The 16,739-nt window shown below is 56.5% G+C and carries 19 protein-coding genes; 15 read left to right on the top strand and 4 right to left on the bottom strand.

Annotated features, from left to right (window positions below; translation table 11 throughout):
* Both Q0J74_RS02160 and Q0J74_RS02155 read right to left on the bottom strand, forming a co-directional pair.
* The coding region (locus Q0J74_RS02160) for a 3-keto-5-aminohexanoate cleavage protein (protein ID WP_297209922.1) at nucleotides 1-92 on the bottom strand (92 nt) is incomplete at its 3' end.
* Nucleotides 93-103: 11 nt separating this feature from the next.
* On the bottom strand, nucleotides 104-370 hold the full coding sequence (locus tag Q0J74_RS02155; protein WP_297209916.1) for a ketopantoate reductase family protein: 267 nt from the start codon (nucleotides 368-370) through the stop codon (nucleotides 104-106).
* Here Q0J74_RS02155 and Q0J74_RS02150 point away from each other — a divergent pair.
* The 4 genes from Q0J74_RS02150 to Q0J74_RS02135 are packed head-to-tail and all read left to right on the top strand — an operon-like array spanning nucleotide 332 to nucleotide 2,734.
* Nucleotides 332-496, top strand: a complete 165-nt coding sequence (locus Q0J74_RS02150; protein ID WP_297209913.1) for a ketopantoate reductase C-terminal domain-containing protein — start codon at nucleotides 332-334, stop codon at nucleotides 494-496. The two genes, Q0J74_RS02155 and Q0J74_RS02150, sit on opposite strands and share 39 nt — an antisense overlap.
* Before the next feature lie 20 nt (nucleotides 497-516).
* Nucleotides 517-930, top strand: a complete 414-nt coding sequence (locus Q0J74_RS02145; RefSeq protein ID WP_297209909.1) for a MaoC family dehydratase — start codon at nucleotides 517-519, stop codon at nucleotides 928-930.
* A 45-nt stretch (nucleotides 931-975) separates the two neighbouring features.
* Entirely contained in the window at nucleotides 976-1,134 is a 159-nt protein-coding gene (locus Q0J74_RS02140) for a hypothetical protein (RefSeq protein WP_297209906.1), read from the top strand.
* Between the two features lie 55 nt (nucleotides 1,135-1,189).
* A complete protein-coding gene (locus Q0J74_RS02135) occupies nucleotides 1,190-2,734 on the top strand; it encodes a sodium:solute symporter family protein (RefSeq protein ID WP_297209904.1) in 1,545 nt (514 codons plus the stop codon).
* A gap of 78 nt (nucleotides 2,735-2,812) precedes the next feature.
* On the opposite strand, the gene Q0J74_RS02130 is transcribed toward Q0J74_RS02135, so the two are convergent.
* Nucleotides 2,813-3,457 carry a class II aldolase/adducin family protein gene (locus tag Q0J74_RS02130; protein WP_297209900.1) on the bottom strand — a complete coding sequence of 215 codons (645 nt, stop codon included), beginning with the start codon at nucleotides 3,455-3,457 and terminating at the stop codon, nucleotides 2,813-2,815.
* A 121-nt stretch (nucleotides 3,458-3,578) separates the two neighbouring features.
* On the opposite strand from Q0J74_RS02130, the gene Q0J74_RS02125 reads away from it, so the two are divergent.
* Both Q0J74_RS02125 and Q0J74_RS02120 read left to right on the top strand, forming a co-directional pair.
* Nucleotides 3,579-4,769, top strand: a complete 1,191-nt coding sequence (locus Q0J74_RS02125) for an ATP-binding protein (RefSeq protein WP_297209897.1) — start codon at nucleotides 3,579-3,581, stop codon at nucleotides 4,767-4,769.
* Nucleotides 4,770-4,781: 12 nt separating this feature from the next.
* Complete coding sequence (locus tag Q0J74_RS02120; protein WP_297209895.1) at nucleotides 4,782-6,158, top strand: TraB/GumN family protein; 1,377 nt, start codon at nucleotides 4,782-4,784, stop codon at nucleotides 6,156-6,158.
* Between the two features lie 404 nt (nucleotides 6,159-6,562).
* Here Q0J74_RS02120 and Q0J74_RS02115 read toward each other — a convergent pair whose 3' ends face one another.
* A complete protein-coding gene (locus Q0J74_RS02115; protein ID WP_297209892.1) occupies nucleotides 6,563-7,267 on the bottom strand; it encodes a GntR family transcriptional regulator in 705 nt (234 codons plus the stop codon).
* Between the two features lie 464 nt (nucleotides 7,268-7,731).
* On the opposite strand from Q0J74_RS02115, the gene Q0J74_RS02110 reads away from it, so the two are divergent.
* The 9 genes from Q0J74_RS02110 (at nucleotide 7,732) to Q0J74_RS02070 (ending at nucleotide 16,731) form a co-directional block, all read left to right on the top strand.
* On the top strand, nucleotides 7,732-8,178 hold the full coding sequence (locus Q0J74_RS02110) for a TRAP transporter small permease (protein ID WP_297209889.1): 447 nt from the start codon (nucleotides 7,732-7,734) through the stop codon (nucleotides 8,176-8,178).
* Entirely contained in the window at nucleotides 8,179-9,465 is a 1,287-nt protein-coding gene (locus Q0J74_RS02105) for a TRAP transporter large permease (protein WP_297209886.1), read from the top strand.
* Nucleotides 9,466-9,543: 78 nt separating this feature from the next.
* Nucleotides 9,544-10,614 carry a TRAP transporter substrate-binding protein gene (locus Q0J74_RS02100; protein WP_297209883.1) on the top strand — a complete coding sequence of 357 codons (1,071 nt, stop codon included), beginning with the start codon at nucleotides 9,544-9,546 and terminating at the stop codon, nucleotides 10,612-10,614.
* Nucleotides 10,615-10,724: 110 nt separating this feature from the next.
* Nucleotides 10,725-11,723 (top strand): C-terminal binding protein, encoded by a 999-nt coding sequence (locus tag Q0J74_RS02095; RefSeq protein WP_297209880.1) that lies wholly within the window; start codon nucleotides 10,725-10,727, stop codon nucleotides 11,721-11,723.
* 27 nt (nucleotides 11,724-11,750) lie between these two features.
* The gene (locus Q0J74_RS02090; RefSeq protein WP_297209877.1) at nucleotides 11,751-12,524 is read left to right on the top strand and encodes an HpcH/HpaI aldolase family protein; all 774 of its coding nucleotides are present in this window, start codon (nucleotides 11,751-11,753) and stop codon (nucleotides 12,522-12,524) included.
* Nucleotides 12,525-12,564: 40 nt separating this feature from the next.
* The gene (locus Q0J74_RS02085) at nucleotides 12,565-13,797 is read left to right on the top strand and encodes an iron-containing alcohol dehydrogenase (RefSeq protein WP_297209874.1); all 1,233 of its coding nucleotides are present in this window, start codon (nucleotides 12,565-12,567) and stop codon (nucleotides 13,795-13,797) included.
* Between the two features lie 89 nt (nucleotides 13,798-13,886).
* On the top strand, nucleotides 13,887-14,876 hold the full coding sequence (locus Q0J74_RS02080; protein WP_297209919.1) for an aldo/keto reductase: 990 nt from the start codon (nucleotides 13,887-13,889) through the stop codon (nucleotides 14,874-14,876).
* Between the two features lie 223 nt (nucleotides 14,877-15,099).
* Nucleotides 15,100-16,035 carry an AEC family transporter gene (locus tag Q0J74_RS02075; RefSeq protein ID WP_297209872.1) on the top strand — a complete coding sequence of 312 codons (936 nt, stop codon included), beginning with the start codon at nucleotides 15,100-15,102 and terminating at the stop codon, nucleotides 16,033-16,035.
* A 222-nt stretch (nucleotides 16,036-16,257) separates the two neighbouring features.
* Nucleotides 16,258-16,731 (top strand): hypothetical protein, encoded by a 474-nt coding sequence (locus Q0J74_RS02070; RefSeq protein ID WP_297209869.1) that lies wholly within the window; start codon nucleotides 16,258-16,260, stop codon nucleotides 16,729-16,731.
* Nucleotides 16,732-16,739 lie beyond the last annotated feature (8 nt).

The following is a 16,739-nucleotide window of genomic DNA, read 5'->3' as shown; positions in this document are numbered from 1 at the left end:
ATCTCCTCGGGGGTCATGGGTACGTTGGGGTTGTTGGCCTTGGTGGGCCAGGCGCCGGTGGTGGCTACGGTGATAATTGTCTTGTCACTCATGGTTGTATCCCTCACTGTTCGTCAGCTGCCAGCAGGGGCAGGAATTCTTCTTTATTCTGCATGGTGTGGAGTACCTTGGTGGCCTCCTCCCGCTTCACCAGCTCCACCACCTTGTCGTTATAGGGGGTGTCGATGCCGTGCTCGTCGCCTTTGCGGCAGACGATGCCGTTGATGAAGTCGATCTCGGTGGCCCGTCCCTTCTCCAGGACCTGGAGAAGGGAAAGAAAACCGAGGTCACCATGATCAACGGCTTTGTCTGCCAGACCGGCAGGCAGCACGGCATTCCCACGCCCTTCAACGACAAGGTGGTGGAGATCGTCACCGGTATTGAGGCGGGACGGCTGCCCCTGTCCATGGAGAACGTGGAGCTGTTCCCCAAGGAGTGGTTTACCTATCCGCTGTAAGGGAGAAAGGAGGCTGTCTGATGAGCAGCCGTTATTTTGTGGGCCAGAAGGCGTCGGTGAGCCGGACCATTTCCGAAAGCGACGTGTATCTCTTCGCCGGGGTAACCGGCGATCTGAATCCCGCCCACACCAATGAGGAGTACGCCAAAACCACCCATTTCAAAACCCGCATCGCCCATGGCATGCTGTCTGCCGGGCTGATTTCCGCCGTGCTGGGGATGCACCTGCCCGGACCGGGGACCATCTATACCGGCCAAACCTTGAAATTCCTGGCTCCCGTTCATATCGGCGATACCATTACGGCTACAGCAGAGATCAAGTCCCTTGACCTGGAGCGCAACCGGGTGGTGCTCACCACCACCTGCGCCAATCAGGAGGGTACGGTGGTCCTCACCGGCGAGGCCACCGCACTGCTCCCCAGGGACAGGGCGTAGCGTCTCTGTTGCTAGATAAATTCCAAACGAAAGAGAGGTATTCTTATGGTATCCATGTTCCCTTTTATCGCGTGGATTGTTGTGCTGGTGATCGGTCTGGTGGTTTATCTGGGCGTGGCCAGTGCCATCGAAAAGACCGGCCTGGAGCGTCTGGGCGCCACGGGCAATCTCTTCACCTGCGACCCGGGAAAAAAGAAAAAGTAAACCCGGGATGGTGAGCAAGCAACATTCCAGAGGCTAAAGAGGAGGAAAGTAACCAATGAAAAGCATGATTTACATTGGCGTGTTTGTGATTTACTTTGGGTTTATCATTATCACGTCCCTGATGAGTGCCAAGAAGGTGGAGACCATGAGCGACTTCACCACCGGCGGCAACAAGATGGGCCTGCTGCTGGGCGTGGGTACGTCCATGGCAACCTGGCTGTCCGTGGCATCCGTCATGGGTGTGCCTGGCAACATCTATTCCCGGGGCGTGTGCGCCGTGTTCGGCTGGGTGGCCGGCTGGTTCCTGGCTACCGGCCTGATGCCCCTGGTGGCGTACAAGATCCGCCGCCCCGAGGTCCCCAGCCGCACCTTCCCCGAGTTTATGCACATGCGCTATGATCCCTATACGGAGAAGAGTCCCATCCAGATTTTCTCCGCCGTGATTGAGCTGGTGGGCTATTTCGTGTTTTCCTACATCCAGATCCAGGGCTTCGGTATCGTGTTTTCCACCCTCACCGGGGTGCCTTACACCATCGCCTGTCTGTTCTTCATGGTCCTGCTGATTTTCACCTGCATGGGCGGCTTTGAGTCCGTGGCCGCTACCGACACCCTGAACGCCTCTCTGATTTTGGTGGGCGTCATCGCCGCCATGGTAGCCGTGCTCACCGAGTGCGGCGGCATCGGCGCCATCTTTGAGAACTTTGGCACCACCACCGCTCCTGTCACCGAGGGCGGCGAGCCCCTGGTGGCCGGTATCCTGGGCAGCAACTGGGGTACTCTGGGCGCCAGCGTGTGCATCTCCTACTTCCTGTCCAACTGCTTCGGCTCCACCGTGGCGCCCCACTGGGTGTCCCGCTTCATGGCCCCCCGCAACGCCAAGACCGCCGCGCTCCAGATGTTCCTGGTCATGGTCATCCTGGTGGCCGTGTTTATCCCCCTGATCGTCATCGGCATGGGCGGCAAGATGATTATGCCCAGCCTGCCCGAGGGCATCACCAGCGACTACATGTTCCCCCGTCTGATTATGGATCACATCAATCCCATTCTGGGCGCCCTGGCCCTCACCGCCATCTGCGCCGCCGCCGTGTCCATCGCCAACTCCATGCTGCTGCACTGCTCCACCTCCCTGATCTACGACATCAAGCGCGTCATTCAGGGTAAGGCCGCCTCCGCCGAGGAGGATGCCAAGACCACCAAGCAGCTGCGCATTACCATCCTGTCCCTGGGCGTCATCGCCGTGATCTGCGCCATCGGGCAATTCTCCCTGCTGGCGGATGGTTTCACCTATGTGTACGGCGCCTTCGGCTCCATGTTCTTCGCCTCCATCTGGCTGGGCCTGTACATCAAGCGGATGAACAATCTGGCGGCCTTCGCCTCCATGATCGTGGGCCTGATTGCCTATGCCTACTGCATGCTGGCCGGCGCTCCCTTCGGACTGCCCGCCTTCATCGTCTCCTGCGGCCTGTCCCTGGTGGCTGCTGTTATCTGCATCCTCATCGGCAAGAAGCCTCCCGTGGAAGCCTACGAGAGCTACTTCACCGACAATGTCAGCGCCAAGACCCTGGAGCTGGCCCACAAGATCCGCAAGGACGTCATGTAAGCCATCCTTTCCAAAAATCAAAGCAGGCCCGGCGGGGAGCGGTCAGCTCCCCGCCGGGCCTGTTTTGCCTGGCGGCTGCTATGCCTGCCGGTAGGACTGAAATTTCCCCAGCACCGCCTGGAGCTGGTCGTCGGTGAGGCTGATCCCTCCTCCGGCCAGTCGGGTGTGGTAGTACACCTTGGAGAGAAACTCCAGCTGCTGGGCGGCGTCAAAGGCAAAGCTCAGACTCCCGCCCACCGCCAGCAGGCCGTGGTTGCCCAGCAGGCAGGCGTTGTAGGTGTCCTTCATGGCGTCCCAGGCGGCCTCCGCCAGCTCCAGGGAGCCGAAGGGATAATAGGGGATGCAGGGGACCGAGGGACCGGAGTAGGCCACCAGATAGTGGACCGGCTGGATAGACCAGCCCAAGCAGGCCAGAATGGTGGCAAAGGGGGAGTGAGTGTGGACCACGCCCTGGACATCCGGACGGCGCTGGTAAAAAAGGCGGTGAAGGTCCAGCTCGCTGGAGGGCTTCCGCCGGCCCTCCGCCACCTGTCCCTCCAGATCGGTGACCACCACATCCTCCGGCGTGGTGAGAAAGTAGTCCATGCCCGAGGGGCTGATGGCCATCAGCCCGCTCTCCCGGTCGAAGACGCTGAGGTTGCCGAAGGTGCCGTCGGTCAGGCCGGCGGTGACCAGCTTTTTGCCGTAGGCCACCACCAGCTCCCGCTGTGCCTGAAGCAGCATATACATCCTTCCTTTCTTTTGGTTAAGGATACGAAAGGCGGCCGAAAAAGTCAAGGCCCGGGATTGACAGGGAGAATGGGGACGCATAAAATAGTGCCATCTGTGAAGGAGGCCACAAAGCATGAACTTGGAGATTCTGGGCCGGGCCTTACGGAGCTTGGCGGCTTACCGGCCTATATTGGACACACCGGAGATGGCGGCGCTGCGCCGGTTGCTGGACGGGCTGGCGGCGGAGGACGGCGGCGGGGCGGCGGACGACTATGCAGAGCTGTTCTACCTGCTTCGCCAGGGGGGATATCTGGGCCTGGGGGACTGGCTGCACGATCAGCTGCGGGATAAGAGCTTTCCCTACGCCCTCCTGATAGAACGGGAGGGGGATGACCCCGCCCTGTCGGCGGCAGCGGAGCGGGAGGTGGAGGTCTTCCGAGCCCTGTCAGAGCTGGACTGCGGCGTGCTGCTGGCAGAGCTGGAGAAGACTGCGCCGGAAGCGGCGAGGCTGCTGCCCCGATGGACGGCGGGCTGTCCCTTTACCTTTGCGTCGCTGACGGAATTTTACCGCACGCACGGTTCCGGGCTGTTTGCCCGCTGCCGGGCCTTTTTGTGGGAGGACGGGGAGCTCTACCCGGTGGCGGACCCGGACTGTCCCGGAGCGGATGAAATGCTGGGCTATGAACTCCAGCGGGACCAGGTCATTGCCAACACCCAGGCCATGCTGGAGGGGCGGGCGGTGAACAACGTGCTGCTCTATGGGGACAGTGGAACCGGCAAATCGGCCACGGTGAAGAGCCTGCTCTCTCTGCCCGGCTTTGAAGGCCTGCGGCTCATCGAAGTGCAGAAGGAGGGGCTGGCGGGTATGCCCCGGCTCATCCGCACCCTGGGGGGCCGGCGGCTGAAGTTTATCCTGTTTATTGACGATCTGGCCTTTGACCAGGATGACACCACCTATTCCGTGATGAAGACCATTCTGGAGGGCGGCCTGGAGAAGCGGCCGGCCAACGTGGCCATTTACGCCACCTCCAACCGCCGCCATCTGGTGCGGCAGACCTTCTCCGACCGGGCGGGGGACGAGGTGGACGCCAGCGAGACCATTCAGGAGAAGACCTCCCTGGCTGAGCGCTTCGGCCTGCGCATCCCCTATCTGGCCCTGAACCAAAAGGAGTTTCTGGAGCTGGTGGAGCGGATGGCCGACCTGTACGGAGTGGAGATGGACCGGCAGGAACTGCGCACCGGCGCCCTCCGCTGGGAGATGCGCCACCCTGGCCGGACCCCGCGGACGGCCAAGCAGTTTATTGCCAACCTGCATATTAAATAAGGAGTGACTTCTATGGGAAAGAGCAATTGGTTGAAGCGGGGGCTGGCCGGTGTGCTGGCTGCGGTCCTGGTGAGCCTGCCCGCCCTGGCGGCGGAGGAGACGCCCCAGCCCCAACTGCCCGATGCCTGGGCGGTAAGCGCCCTGGCGGACAGCTACGCTCTGGGTCTGGTGGACGACAACTATGCAACTTACATTCAAAGCCCCGTGACCATGGAGCAGCTGGACAACATGTGCGGCATTGCGGCGGGCAAGCTGGCCCTGCTGGAGCTGCCCCGGCGAACGGCGGACACTGTGGGTCTGGTGGTGGATACCACCCGGGGCGGGGTGATGAACGCCCTCTACCAGCAGGCGGCGGCCTATGAGCTGCCTGGTGTGGAGGCGGGTGCGGCCGCCTTCCTGACCGAGCTGGGGGTGGTCCAGGGGGACCAGACAGGCGACCTGGCCCTGGAGCGCACCTGTACCTATCAGGAGGCCATGGTGATGGCCAACCGCCTGATTCTGGCGGTGTATGACGCAAACGACGCCGGTTCCTTGGGTCTGCTGTGGAAGGCCACCAACGGGGAGAATACCCTCTATCTGCTGGGTACCATCCATCTGGACCGGGACAACATCTACCCCCTCCACAAGTCCCTGCGGGACGCCATTGACGCCGCTCAGACCGTGAGCTTTGAGCTGGACCTCAACGACCAGGCGGGACTGGCCGAGTTCCAGGCCCTTCAGACCTATACCGACGGCACCACCCTGGCCGACCACATCGCCCCCCAGCTGTACGCCAGGGTGCAGACCCAGGCTCAGCTGCTGGGCATGGGTCCCAACGACTTGGATGCCTATAAGCCCTGGGTCCTGGCTTCCACCTTCTCCAGCCTGAGCATGACTGATGACACCACCGGGGCAAACGCCATGGCCATTGATCTGTATGTCAATGCCCGGGCGGTGAACGCTGGCAAGACTATTGACGCGGTGGAGACCTACGCCTTCCAAGGCGGCATCTTTGACGGCCTGTCCGCCGAGTACCAGGAGGCCTACCTGGATTCTGCCCTGGCTTTGCTGGAACTGGCCCAGAGCGGGACGGTGTCCCCGGAAATCCAGCAGGCAGCTCAGGAGCAGGAGCAGATGCTGGCCGGTATGTTTGCCGCCTGGAAGGACAGAGACCCGGAGGCATTTGCCCAGGTGTATGACAAGGCCGCCGTCCTCACCAGTGATGATGAGCTCAACGCCAAGCTGTTTACGGAGCGGGACCCCGGCATGATTGCCGCGGCCGCTGCCTATCTGGAGACCGAGGGGGAGAACACCTTCTTTTTAGCGGTAGGCGCCGGCCACATGGTGGACCCGGGCGGGATCGTATCTGGTCTGCGGGAGCTGGGCTATACCGTGGAGCTGGTGGAGTAAGCAGACGGATTTTGGGTCCGCCATGTCCCCGCCGCAGGCGGGGCGGCGCCTGCGCCGTACAAGGGATTTGCCCTTGGGCAAATCCTTGCCCCGGGGCGGATTCATTTCGCCCCGGGGGTGAAAGAAGAAGGGGGACCCCATGGGAGGCATCCCATGGGGTGGGACCCGGGCGGGATCGTATCCGGTCTGCGGGAGCTGGGCTATACCGTGGAGCTGGTGGAGTAAGCGGACGGGAACGGGGTCTGTTTACTCTCCCCTGGCGTGAATGATGCGGAGAAACCGGAATCGAGTTCCGTTTTTATTTAAATTTATTTAAATAGGATGGAAAAACAGGCTGGACAACTCTTTCGAGCTGTCCAGCCTGTTTTTTGATATATATTTTTGAAATTTTACCTGACGGCATTTTAAATAATGCCCTTTTCAGAAAGCAGCATAACAGTCGCTTTTTCTGCATTTCTGACATGGGATTCCATAAGCGGGTAAATTCTTTCGTCCCGATTCATAAGCAGTTTGATAATTTCATTGTGTTCAGCGGCTACGTGGAGCTCATAGTTTCCCACTGTCCGTCCATAGATTGCGTTGACGGACTGCAAATTCCACACCACTGGACCGATTACATTCCAACACGCGGCCAGAATTCTGTTTTGAGAAATTTGGATCAGCGTTTTGTGAAAATTCATATCCGCAACCGCCCGCAGGTCCATAAATTGACCTTCTGCACTCGGAAGCTGGCTTAGCGGCCCCACGATACCGCTGATATATTCATATTCGGAATCGGTCTTTCTGTTCATAATGGTCTGAATGCAAAGCTGTTCAAACCGCTCACGCATGTCGTACAGATCACGGACATACGCCATAGACACTCCGCTTATCTCTTTGCGCCCATTGGACTTGGAGGTAATCAAACCCTCGGTTTCCAGTCTGCTCAGCGCGCTGCGGATAGAACCTCTGGACAGGGCGCAGTCTTCCGCCAGCTTAGCTTCCGTGATCGACATTTTTTTGGGATATTCCCCTAAAATAATTTTATTTCGAATTTTTATGATGGCACACTCCACTGCCGCCATCCGAGAGTCCGAACTGCCCATATTTATGTCAAATGTCTGCTCCATTCGTCTACCTTCCTGCCTAATAAATATACTTTTTTTTAAGATTGTACACTTTCTGTGAGAAGATTGTCAATATCTTTGCAGGGAAAATATGTCTATTATACGCCAAATGATGTGCGCATTAGCAACAAAAAGATGAAAGAATTACGGAGAAAAAATATATAAAAAGCCAAAGGGCGGATAAAAATTAGGCTACAAAATGTAAGAAAAGTATTTTATATAAATTATTAGTCGACATTAAAATAAAATTGTTGACAAATTTTATAGTGTGTACTACAATGAATTTGCACAGAAGAGGATGAAGCAGAAGGAGGTCTTTTGTGGGAAGTGCCTGTAACGCGCAACGCAGGCAAAATAAGCCTCTTCGCCGGCAAAAAGCTGCCCGGTGCTTTATGGGCAGAGAAAAGAAAGGGAGGATTTGATTGAAGGTACTTAGCTGGTTGGACAAACATTTTGAAGAGACCATTATGATTGCCATTGTTTGGATTGCCACCGCAGTATCCACACTCCAGGTTGTCATGCGGTACGTATTCACTAACTCGCTGTCCTGGCCCGAGGAGCTGAACCGCTACCTGTTCATCTGGTTCTCTTATCTGGCGCTGAGCTACTCCGTGCGCTACAACTGCCACACCCGTATCGACATCCTTGAGACCCTGATCCCCAAGCTGAAAAAGCCGCTGGGTGTTGTGTGCGACGTGGGCTTTGCCCTGTTCTGCATTTATATGATTCAGCCTGGCTGGAACGTGGTGGCCCAGCTGATTGAATCCGGACAGACCAGCTCCGCCATGCGCCTGCCCATGTACGTCGTCTATTTTTCCCTGTTCTGCGGGCTGATTCTCTCCCTGATTCGTCTGGTACAGAAGTATGTACGCATATTCCTGGGGCGTGGAAAAGGAAAGGAGGAGACGTTATAAATGGTTGTTGCAATTTTTGCTGTATTCTTTGGAATCCTGCTGATTGGCGTACCCATCGGCGTGGCCATTGCCTCCTCCGCCGTCTCCTGTGTGCTGATGAATCCCGATCTGCCTATCAGCATCGAGTACATCTACCGGAACATGATTACCGCGCTGGATTCCACCTCGCTGCTGGCGGTTCCGCTGTTCATCCTCTCCGGCAACCTGATGGCCAGAGGGGGTATTTCCGAAAAGCTGTTTGACTTCTTTGCCTACTTTGTAGGAAACAAGACCGCCGGTTTGCCCATTGCTGCCATTGTGACCTGCCTGTTCTACGGGGCGATTTCTGGTTCCGGTCCGGCCACGGTGGCTGCCGTGGGCGCCATGACCATCCCCATTCTCACCAAGCTGGGATATGAAAAGGAGTTCGTGGTAGGCATGGTGGCTACCGCCGGTGGCCTGGGCGTGATTATCCCCCCGTCACTGCCCTTCATCATGTATGGCGTTTCCTCCACCTACTCTGTGGGCGATTTGTTTATTGCCGGTATCGTCCCCGGCTGCCTGATCGCCCTGATCATGAGCGCCTATACCTGGTTCCGCTGCAAGACCAAGGGCGAAGATAAGGCGCTGCTGGAGGCCAATGCCAAGGCGCTGCATGAGCGGGGGCTGCTGAGGGTATTCCTGGACGGTTTCTGGGCGCTGCTGACTCCTGTTATTATTTTGGGCGGTATTTACAGCGGCATCGTGACCCCCACCGAGGCCGCCACCATCTCTGTGGTATATGCCCTGATCGTAAGCCTGTTTATTTACAAGACCATGAGCTTCCAAGATCTGCTTCCCATTACCAGCAGCACCATCCACTCCTGCGCTCCCGTGATGCTGATTGTGGCTGCCGCCACCTGCTTCGGACGCATTCTGACCATGATCAATGTGCCGCAAATGATTGCCTCCGGCCTGCTGGATACCTTTACCTCCAAAGTTGCGCTGCTGCTGGCCATCAATGTGTTCCTCCTGTTTGTGGGCATGGTGATGGAGACTCTGGCAGCCATCCTGATTCTGACCCCTATTTTCCTGCCGGTAGTGACGGCTATTGGTATGGACCCCATCCATTTCGGCGTAATGATGGTGGTCAACCTGGCCATCGGCTTCGTGACCCCGCCGGTGGGCGTCAACCTCTACACCGCCTCCAACATGACCGGTGTGCCGGTTATGCGTGTGGCGCGGCACGCAATACCGTATATCTGTATGTTCCTGATTGCACTGCTGCTGATTACCTTTGTTGAGCCGATCAGTCTCTGCCTGCTGTAATGTAACAGACAGCGATCCCTTAATACGTCATGCAAAGCACCTGGAATAACCAAAAACAAAGAAAGAAGGGTAATGAAAATGAAGAGAACTCTGGCATTGCTTTTGTCCCTTGTCATGGCGGTCGGCCTGTTGGCGGGCTGCGGCAACAGCAGCAATGGGTCGGCGGGACAGGAAACTCCTAGCGGTGGCGGCGGAGAGACGACGGGTGGCGGCGATGGAAACTATATTATTACCCTCGCTCACGCCACAGCCGAAAACGGCACCGCACAGATTTTTGCGCTGGCCTTCAAGGACTATGTGGAAGAGAACTCTGGCGGACAAATCACGGTAAATATTTTCCCCAACGGGCAGCTGGGCGCCGACCGTGAGGTGCTGGAGGCGGTCCAGAACAATGAGGTGACCATGACGGTTACTGCCAACGCAGTGCAGGCCAACTTTGTAACCGATGCTTTCATCCTGGACATTCCCTTTACCTTCTCCACTGTAGAGGCCATGCGATATACGCTGAATGATCCTACCTATTTGGACGTGATTAAGCAATCCTATGCCGACAGCGGCTTCCTCCTGATGGGTGTGACAGACCAGGAATTCCGGGTGCTGAGCTGCAACAAGCCCGTCTATTCCCCCGAGGACCTGAAGGGCATGACCATCCGCACGATGGAGAACGAGTATCATATGGAGGCCTGGCGGCTGCTGGGCGCCAATCCCACACCTCTGGCGTTTACCGAACTGTATACCGCCCTGCAGCAGGGGACCGTGGACGCGGAGGAAAACCCTGTGGAGCTGATCTATACCCAGCGTTTCTATGAGCAGCAGGAGTACATTGTAATGACAAATCACTTGGGGCAGATGGCTCCCTGGGTTATGAACCTGGAGTTCTATAACTCCTTGCCCGACGACCTGAAGACCGTGGTGGACGAGGGTTACAAGGTAGGCGAGGAGGCCCTGTACCAGTTCATGGAGGAAAATGACCGGCTCCAGGAGATGGTGGACTACGGCATTGAGGTGATTGAACTGAGCCCCGAGCAGCTGGAGCCGTTTGCCGAGGCTACCGCCAGTGTGGGCGACATGATTCGCGAAGTGGTATCTCCTGAGGTCTATGAGGCGTTTATGACCTCCATTGAGAACTATAACGCGTCCAACGGGTAAAAGTGACCAGCGGCTCAAACAAAAAGCTCCACGAGCCGCCTTACGGCGGCTCGTGGAGGGTTTGGAATCATATGCAACGCGGAATATAAAAATCTGAGGAGGAATCCGGCATGAAGGTTGTGCTCGTGGATAACAAGCCTGTCTATTCGATGGACATCAGCATTCAGCAAAGAGTATGCGATGCCTACGGGATGGAGTATGTGCCTCTGAACTGTGCGTCGGAGGAGGAAGTCATTGCAGCCTGCAAAGACGCGGACGCTATTCTGGACATTTACACCAAAATGACCCCCAAGATCATTGATTCCTTGGAAAAGTGCAAGGTTATGGTGCGCTTTGGTATCGGCTACGACGTAATCGATGTGGATGCCTGCACCAAAAAGGGCATTTTTGTGTGTAACGTACCGGACTACTGTATCGAAGAGGTAGCCACCCACACCGTGGCCATGATCCTGGATGTCTGCCGTAAAGTGACGTTCTACAACGATGAGGTGCGCAAGGGCAAGTGGGTGGCGGCCAGCGGTTATCCCATGCACCGGCTGTCCAAGCAGACGGTGGGCTTTGTTGGCTTTGGCAACATTGCCCGCCGGGCTGCGGGATATATGGCGGCCTTCGGCGGAAAGATCGTGGCGTACGATCCCTTCCTGCCCAATGAGGTATTTGAGCAGAATCACGCCGTGAAGGTGGAGCTGGACGAACTGCTGGAGCGCTCCGACATCATCTCCCTGCATACGCCGCTGTTTGACAGCACCTACCATATTATCAACAAGGATACCATCGCCAGGATGAAGGACGGGGTGATGATTGTCAACACCTCCCGCGGGCCGCTGATCTGCGAGGAGGATCTGCTGGACGGCATTCACTCCGGCAAGATTGCTGCGGCAGGCCTGGATGTGGTGGAATTTGAGCCGCTGACACAGCCCAATTACCGACTGTTTGATTCCGGACGGGTGGTGGTAAGCCCCCATGCGGCGTTCTCCACCGTGGATTCCAACGCCGAACTGCTGGAGAAGGTGGCGGTAACCGCTTGCCAGATCCTGAAGAAGGACTTCAATGACACTCTGGTGCGGAGGATTGTCAACCGCAAGGAACTGAGCGCTCAGATTGGATAATCATAGGTTTAGAAAGGAGAACGGAAAATGAAAAACATCTGGAAAGAAAAGATCATGCGCGGCGAAAAGACTATGGGCCTCTTCATCAATGCCGGGGACGCCAGCACCGCGGAAATCGTGGCCATGACGGATATGGACTACGCCATTATCGATACCGAGCATGGTCCCTTTGATGTGGAGAGCGCCATGAACATGATCCGTGTGTTTGAACTGCACAACAGCACCCCCCTGGTGCGGGTCAAGGACTCCAACCGGAACTCCATTTTGAAGATGCTGGATGTTGGCGCCAAGGGCCTGATCATTCCCCAGGTACACAGTGTGGAGCAGGTCAAGGAGATTATCTCCTACGGCAAGTATTTCCCCATTGGCGATCGCGGTTTTGCCTACGGCAGAGGAGCCGGCTACGGCCATGCGGATCATGTGATGCAGGGCCTGAACAAGTATACGGAGATTAGCAACAGTGAGAGCCTGATTATTCCCCAGTGCGAGACAGTTGGCGCCCTGGAGCACATTGAGGAGATCGCAAAGATGAACGGCGTGGACGGCATTTTTATTGGCCCCTTTGACCTGTCCATTGCCATGGGTATTCCCTGCCAGTTTGACCATCCCAGTTTCAAGGACGCGCTGGTACGGATCCGCCTGGCTTGCGAGGAGGCCGGCAAGTTCTGCATGGTGTTCTGCGGCGACGAGAATGTGGCCAAGACCCGCCTGGCTGAGGGTTTCAAGCATGTGACGGTGGGCTGCGACTACGGCTATTACTACAATGCGCTGAACGCGGCGGTCAAGAGCGTACTGGGATAAAGAATCAAGTCAATAATGCCGTGGAGCAAAGGGGTCTGCTTTGCCCCACGGCATTTCTTTTGTGTGGGCCGGAGGGCCAAATAAAAAAGGAGGAAAAACGCATATGCTGAAGTCGGGTGTCTATACCCAGCTGGCGCCGATCCAATTCGGAAACGGTTCCGTTGAAATGGTGGGAGAGATTGCAAAAAATCTGGGGATCAACAAGGCAATGGTAATTACGGATGCCGGCGTCGTGGGTGTGGGACACGACAAAAAGGTAATGGCTTCCCTGGAAAAAGCGGGCGTAACGGCCTTGCTCTGGGATAGGGCGCAGCCAGAATGCCCGGATTCAGCGCTGCGCGAGGCCCGGACCTTTGCCCTAGAGCATCAGATTGACGGCCTGATTGGCTTGGGCGGCGGAAGCAGCATGGATACAGCAAAAATTTCTTCCATCATGATTCCCAATGACATTGACGATATCCTGAACCACCTCAATACCTATCTCTTTGGGGAAAAGAAGTATGCCAATCCCGCCCTGCCAGTGGTTTTAGTTCCTACCACTTTTGGTACCGGTGCGGAGTCCACCTATTGCGGCGTCGTAAGCAGCGAGGTGGAAAATGCGAAGATCGGCGTTTTGTGCAATCCCTCCTACGGCATTGTGGACCCCACGCTGGCAGTGGGGCTGCCCGCCCAGGGGACCGCGTTTACCGGCATGGACGCTTTTTCCCACGCGTTGGAGGCTTTGGGCGGAAAGAAAAACACCCCCCATTCCGATCTGCTGGCGTATGAGGCCATTCGCCTGCTATACCAGTGGCTGCCCAAAGCCTGCCAGGATGTCAACGCGCTGGAACCGCGGGAATATACCGCCTTGGCCAGCAACTTTGCCGGAATTTCTTTCAGCGAGGCAGGTGTCCATATCGGCCACTGCACCGCCCATTTTATCGGCCACGATTTCCATATGGCCCACGGATGGGCCTGTGCGCTGAACGTTCCGCCCATCATTGAGCTGATGGGAAAACATTTTCCAGAGAAGACGGCGGCTCTAGGCCGGGCCATGGGTCTGGACGTGTCCGAGACCGCAAGCAATCTGGGTAAAACTGTGGCAAATGAGGCCAGGGCGCTGATGCGCCGGGTGGGAATTCCCTCCCTGGCCGCCCATGGCGTGAGCAGAGAGCAGACAATGGCTTATGCTCCTATGATCAACGAGAATTTCCTGAGCCACGCCTTTGATATTGAAATTGACCTGCCGCTGTGCGAAGCCTATCTGGCATCGCTGTATGATAACTATATGTAACTCTGCCAGAAGACCACGCGGAAATGGGGCCGGTGTCCAATGGTATCGCCCCGCCGCCGGACTTTGGCTTTGTGGGGAGGTTGTGATTGATGCGGTATAAACACCTGGACAGCGCCGGCGTGGATCTTTCCGTGCTGGGCGTGGGTACATGGGCCTTGGGCAACTTTGGATATGGGACGGTAACGGAGAAGGATTCCATAAACGCCATCCATGCCATGTTTGAGCACGGTGTAAATTTAATTGATACAGCCCCCGTGTATGGAGAGGGCTGCTCTGAAGAAGTGGTGGGTAAGGCGCTCAAAGGATGCGACCGTACCAGACTGCTTATTTCCAGCAAATTCGGAATCGGCAATACCACCGCCAAGCAAATGCGTTACCCCTCAAAGGAACCGCTGAGAGATGGAAGCTATCCCAACGTTCTGTTTGAGTGCGAACAGTCTCTGCGGCGGCTGGGTACGGACTATATTGATTTCTATTTTGTCCACTGGCCCGACTATGACACGCCGCTGGCCGAAACCATGGAGGCGCTGAATACGTTAAAGGCGCAGGGGAAGATTCGGTTTATTGGCCTTTCCAACTTTGATCGGGAACAGATCCAGGAGTGCCAGAAATTTGCCCAAATCGACGTCATCCAGCCTCCTTTCTCCATGGTGGTCCGTCGGGATGAACCGCTGATGAAATGGGCCATGGAGCGGGGGATAGACGCCATGACCTATGGTTCCTTAGGGGCGGGCATCCTGACGGGAACCTTCCGCACGCTGCCTCAATTCGGCGCTGATGATCCCCGCAGCAGCTTTTATCCCTTCTTCCAGGAGCCACAATTTTCCAAGGTCATGAAGGTTCTTGCGGTCATGGACCAGATTTCAGCCCGCACGGGCAAACCGCTGCCTCAAATTGCCCTGAACTGGACCACGCAGCAGCCCTTTGTTGCCACTGCGCTCTGCGGCGTGCGGAACCCGGCGGAGGCGGATGAGAACTGTGCGGCCTTTGATTGGTCCCTAACAGAAACAGATATGACGGAACTAAACCGGGCCATAGGGACTTATATTGACTTTGACGGGTCGGCACCCATGCGATAGGCAAAAAACTGGGAACGGCCCGGCGGAAAAGATGCCGGCAGCCAGATACCCCCTATCTGACTGCTGCGCATATGGCTGCCTTTTGCCGCTGCATGTTTTGCGGCGGCAAAAGGCGTTTTTATCCCATCTCAGCCGGCTGTGGGAAGCGGCGTTCAAAGGATGCTCGTAAAACGGATAACCGGGAAAGGGAAATAGGATTCCGTTTGCGAGAAAAGAGGTGCGTATGCTTTCAAACGCGTTGCTGATCGTGACCAATGTGATCACGCTGCTGCTGATTATGGTGGTTGGCCTCTTGCTGGGAAAGCGCGGGTCCTTATCCGAACCAACCCAGAACCAACTGGCAAAGCTGTTAAACACCATTATCACACCCTGCCTCATTTTAACCAATATGCCGGAAAAGAGCAATGAAGAGACCTGGAAGATATTTGCCAAGACCTTTGTCATAATGATGGTCATCCTGGCTGCCAGCGCTGTTTTGGCACAGGTATTGTTCCGCAGACAGCCTAGGGATCTGAAAATTACCCTGCGCTACAGTATCATATACGGAAATATCGGATACCTGGGAGTGCCGTTGGTACAGGCCACCTTCGGAGGGGAGGCAATGGTCTATGTGGCCGTCGGAGGGGCGGCGTTTAATCTGATGGTCTGGACCCATGGCATTTGGTTGATGGGCTCCGGCGAGGAAAAGCTGTCGTCCAAGGCGATACTGAATCCGGGTACCCTATGCTTTCTGCTGGGTGTGCTGCTGATGGTTCTGGGTCAAAGACTGCCTGAGCCGGCGGATAAAGCGGTGAGCCTTTTGGCCGGCATGAATACGCCGCTGGCCATGCTGATTGTAGGTGCTCAGATGGCAAGCGCGGATATCCGCAGTATTTTTTATGATAAAACGCTTTATTTTACTTCCTTTGTGCGGCTGATCTTTGTTCCGGTGTGCGTTTTAGTGGCCCTTCTGCCGTTACATTTGGAGAGAATGCTCTATCTTACGATGGTAATCTTGTCCGCGTGTCCGGTTGCCACGCTCTCCAGCACGTTTTCCCAGCTATATCATCGTGACGCCAAAACGGGCGCCCGGGCGGTGATCCAATCCACCATTCTCAGCCTGCTGACATTGCCCGCCTTGACGGTGCTTGCCCAAATTCTCTATGAGTTTATTTGGTGATCAAAACATCAGTTGTGTTTCCGTTGATTCAGGAAAAGGCTTACTGCCCTGCTTTGTAGGCAGTAAGCCTTTTTCCCTGTCCAGAGGGATATCATTTTTTTATTGTACCCTTGCCTTTTGAGGCAGAAAATTATACAATTGGGATCTTATGATCCCAATTATAGGGAGAAAATCGGCCCGCCGCCGGTTTGGACGCCGCAGGGTGATATGGGGGCCGTGGTTATGGAAAAACAAGTTTTCAGACAGAAGAGCATAGATACCATCTCCTCCCCGGAGCAGCTGAACGACTATATCCGGGTATCCTCCCCCGGCGTTTGGGCGACTCTGGCGGGGGTAATTGTGCTGCTGGCGGGGGCCTGTGTGTGGGGGGTATTTGGACGGCTGGACACGGTGGTGCCTGCCGTGGCGGTGAGCGAGGCGGGATGCACCAACTGCTATGTGGCGGAAAGCGCCGGGGCGGACCTTGAAGCGGGGATGACGGTGCGAATCAACGACACGGCCTATACCGTTGCCTCGGTGTCTGATTTCCCCGCTGCCCCGCCCCAGGAGCTGGAGGAGACCCTCCAGTATGCCGGCCAGCTTCAGCCGGGGGAGTGGGTGTACACCCTGACGCTGGACGGAAGCGTGGAGAGCGGCGTGTACCGGGCCGAGGTTGTGACCGAGCGCACGGCCCCCATCTCCTTTTTGTGGAACTGAGGCGAGAG

This window comes from uncultured Flavonifractor sp., from assembly GCF_944387675.1.
Taxonomy (GTDB): domain Bacteria; phylum Bacillota; class Clostridia; order Oscillospirales; family Oscillospiraceae; genus Flavonifractor.
Note: the sequence above shows the minus strand (reverse complement) of the source record. Positions and strands in the feature narration are given on the sequence as shown.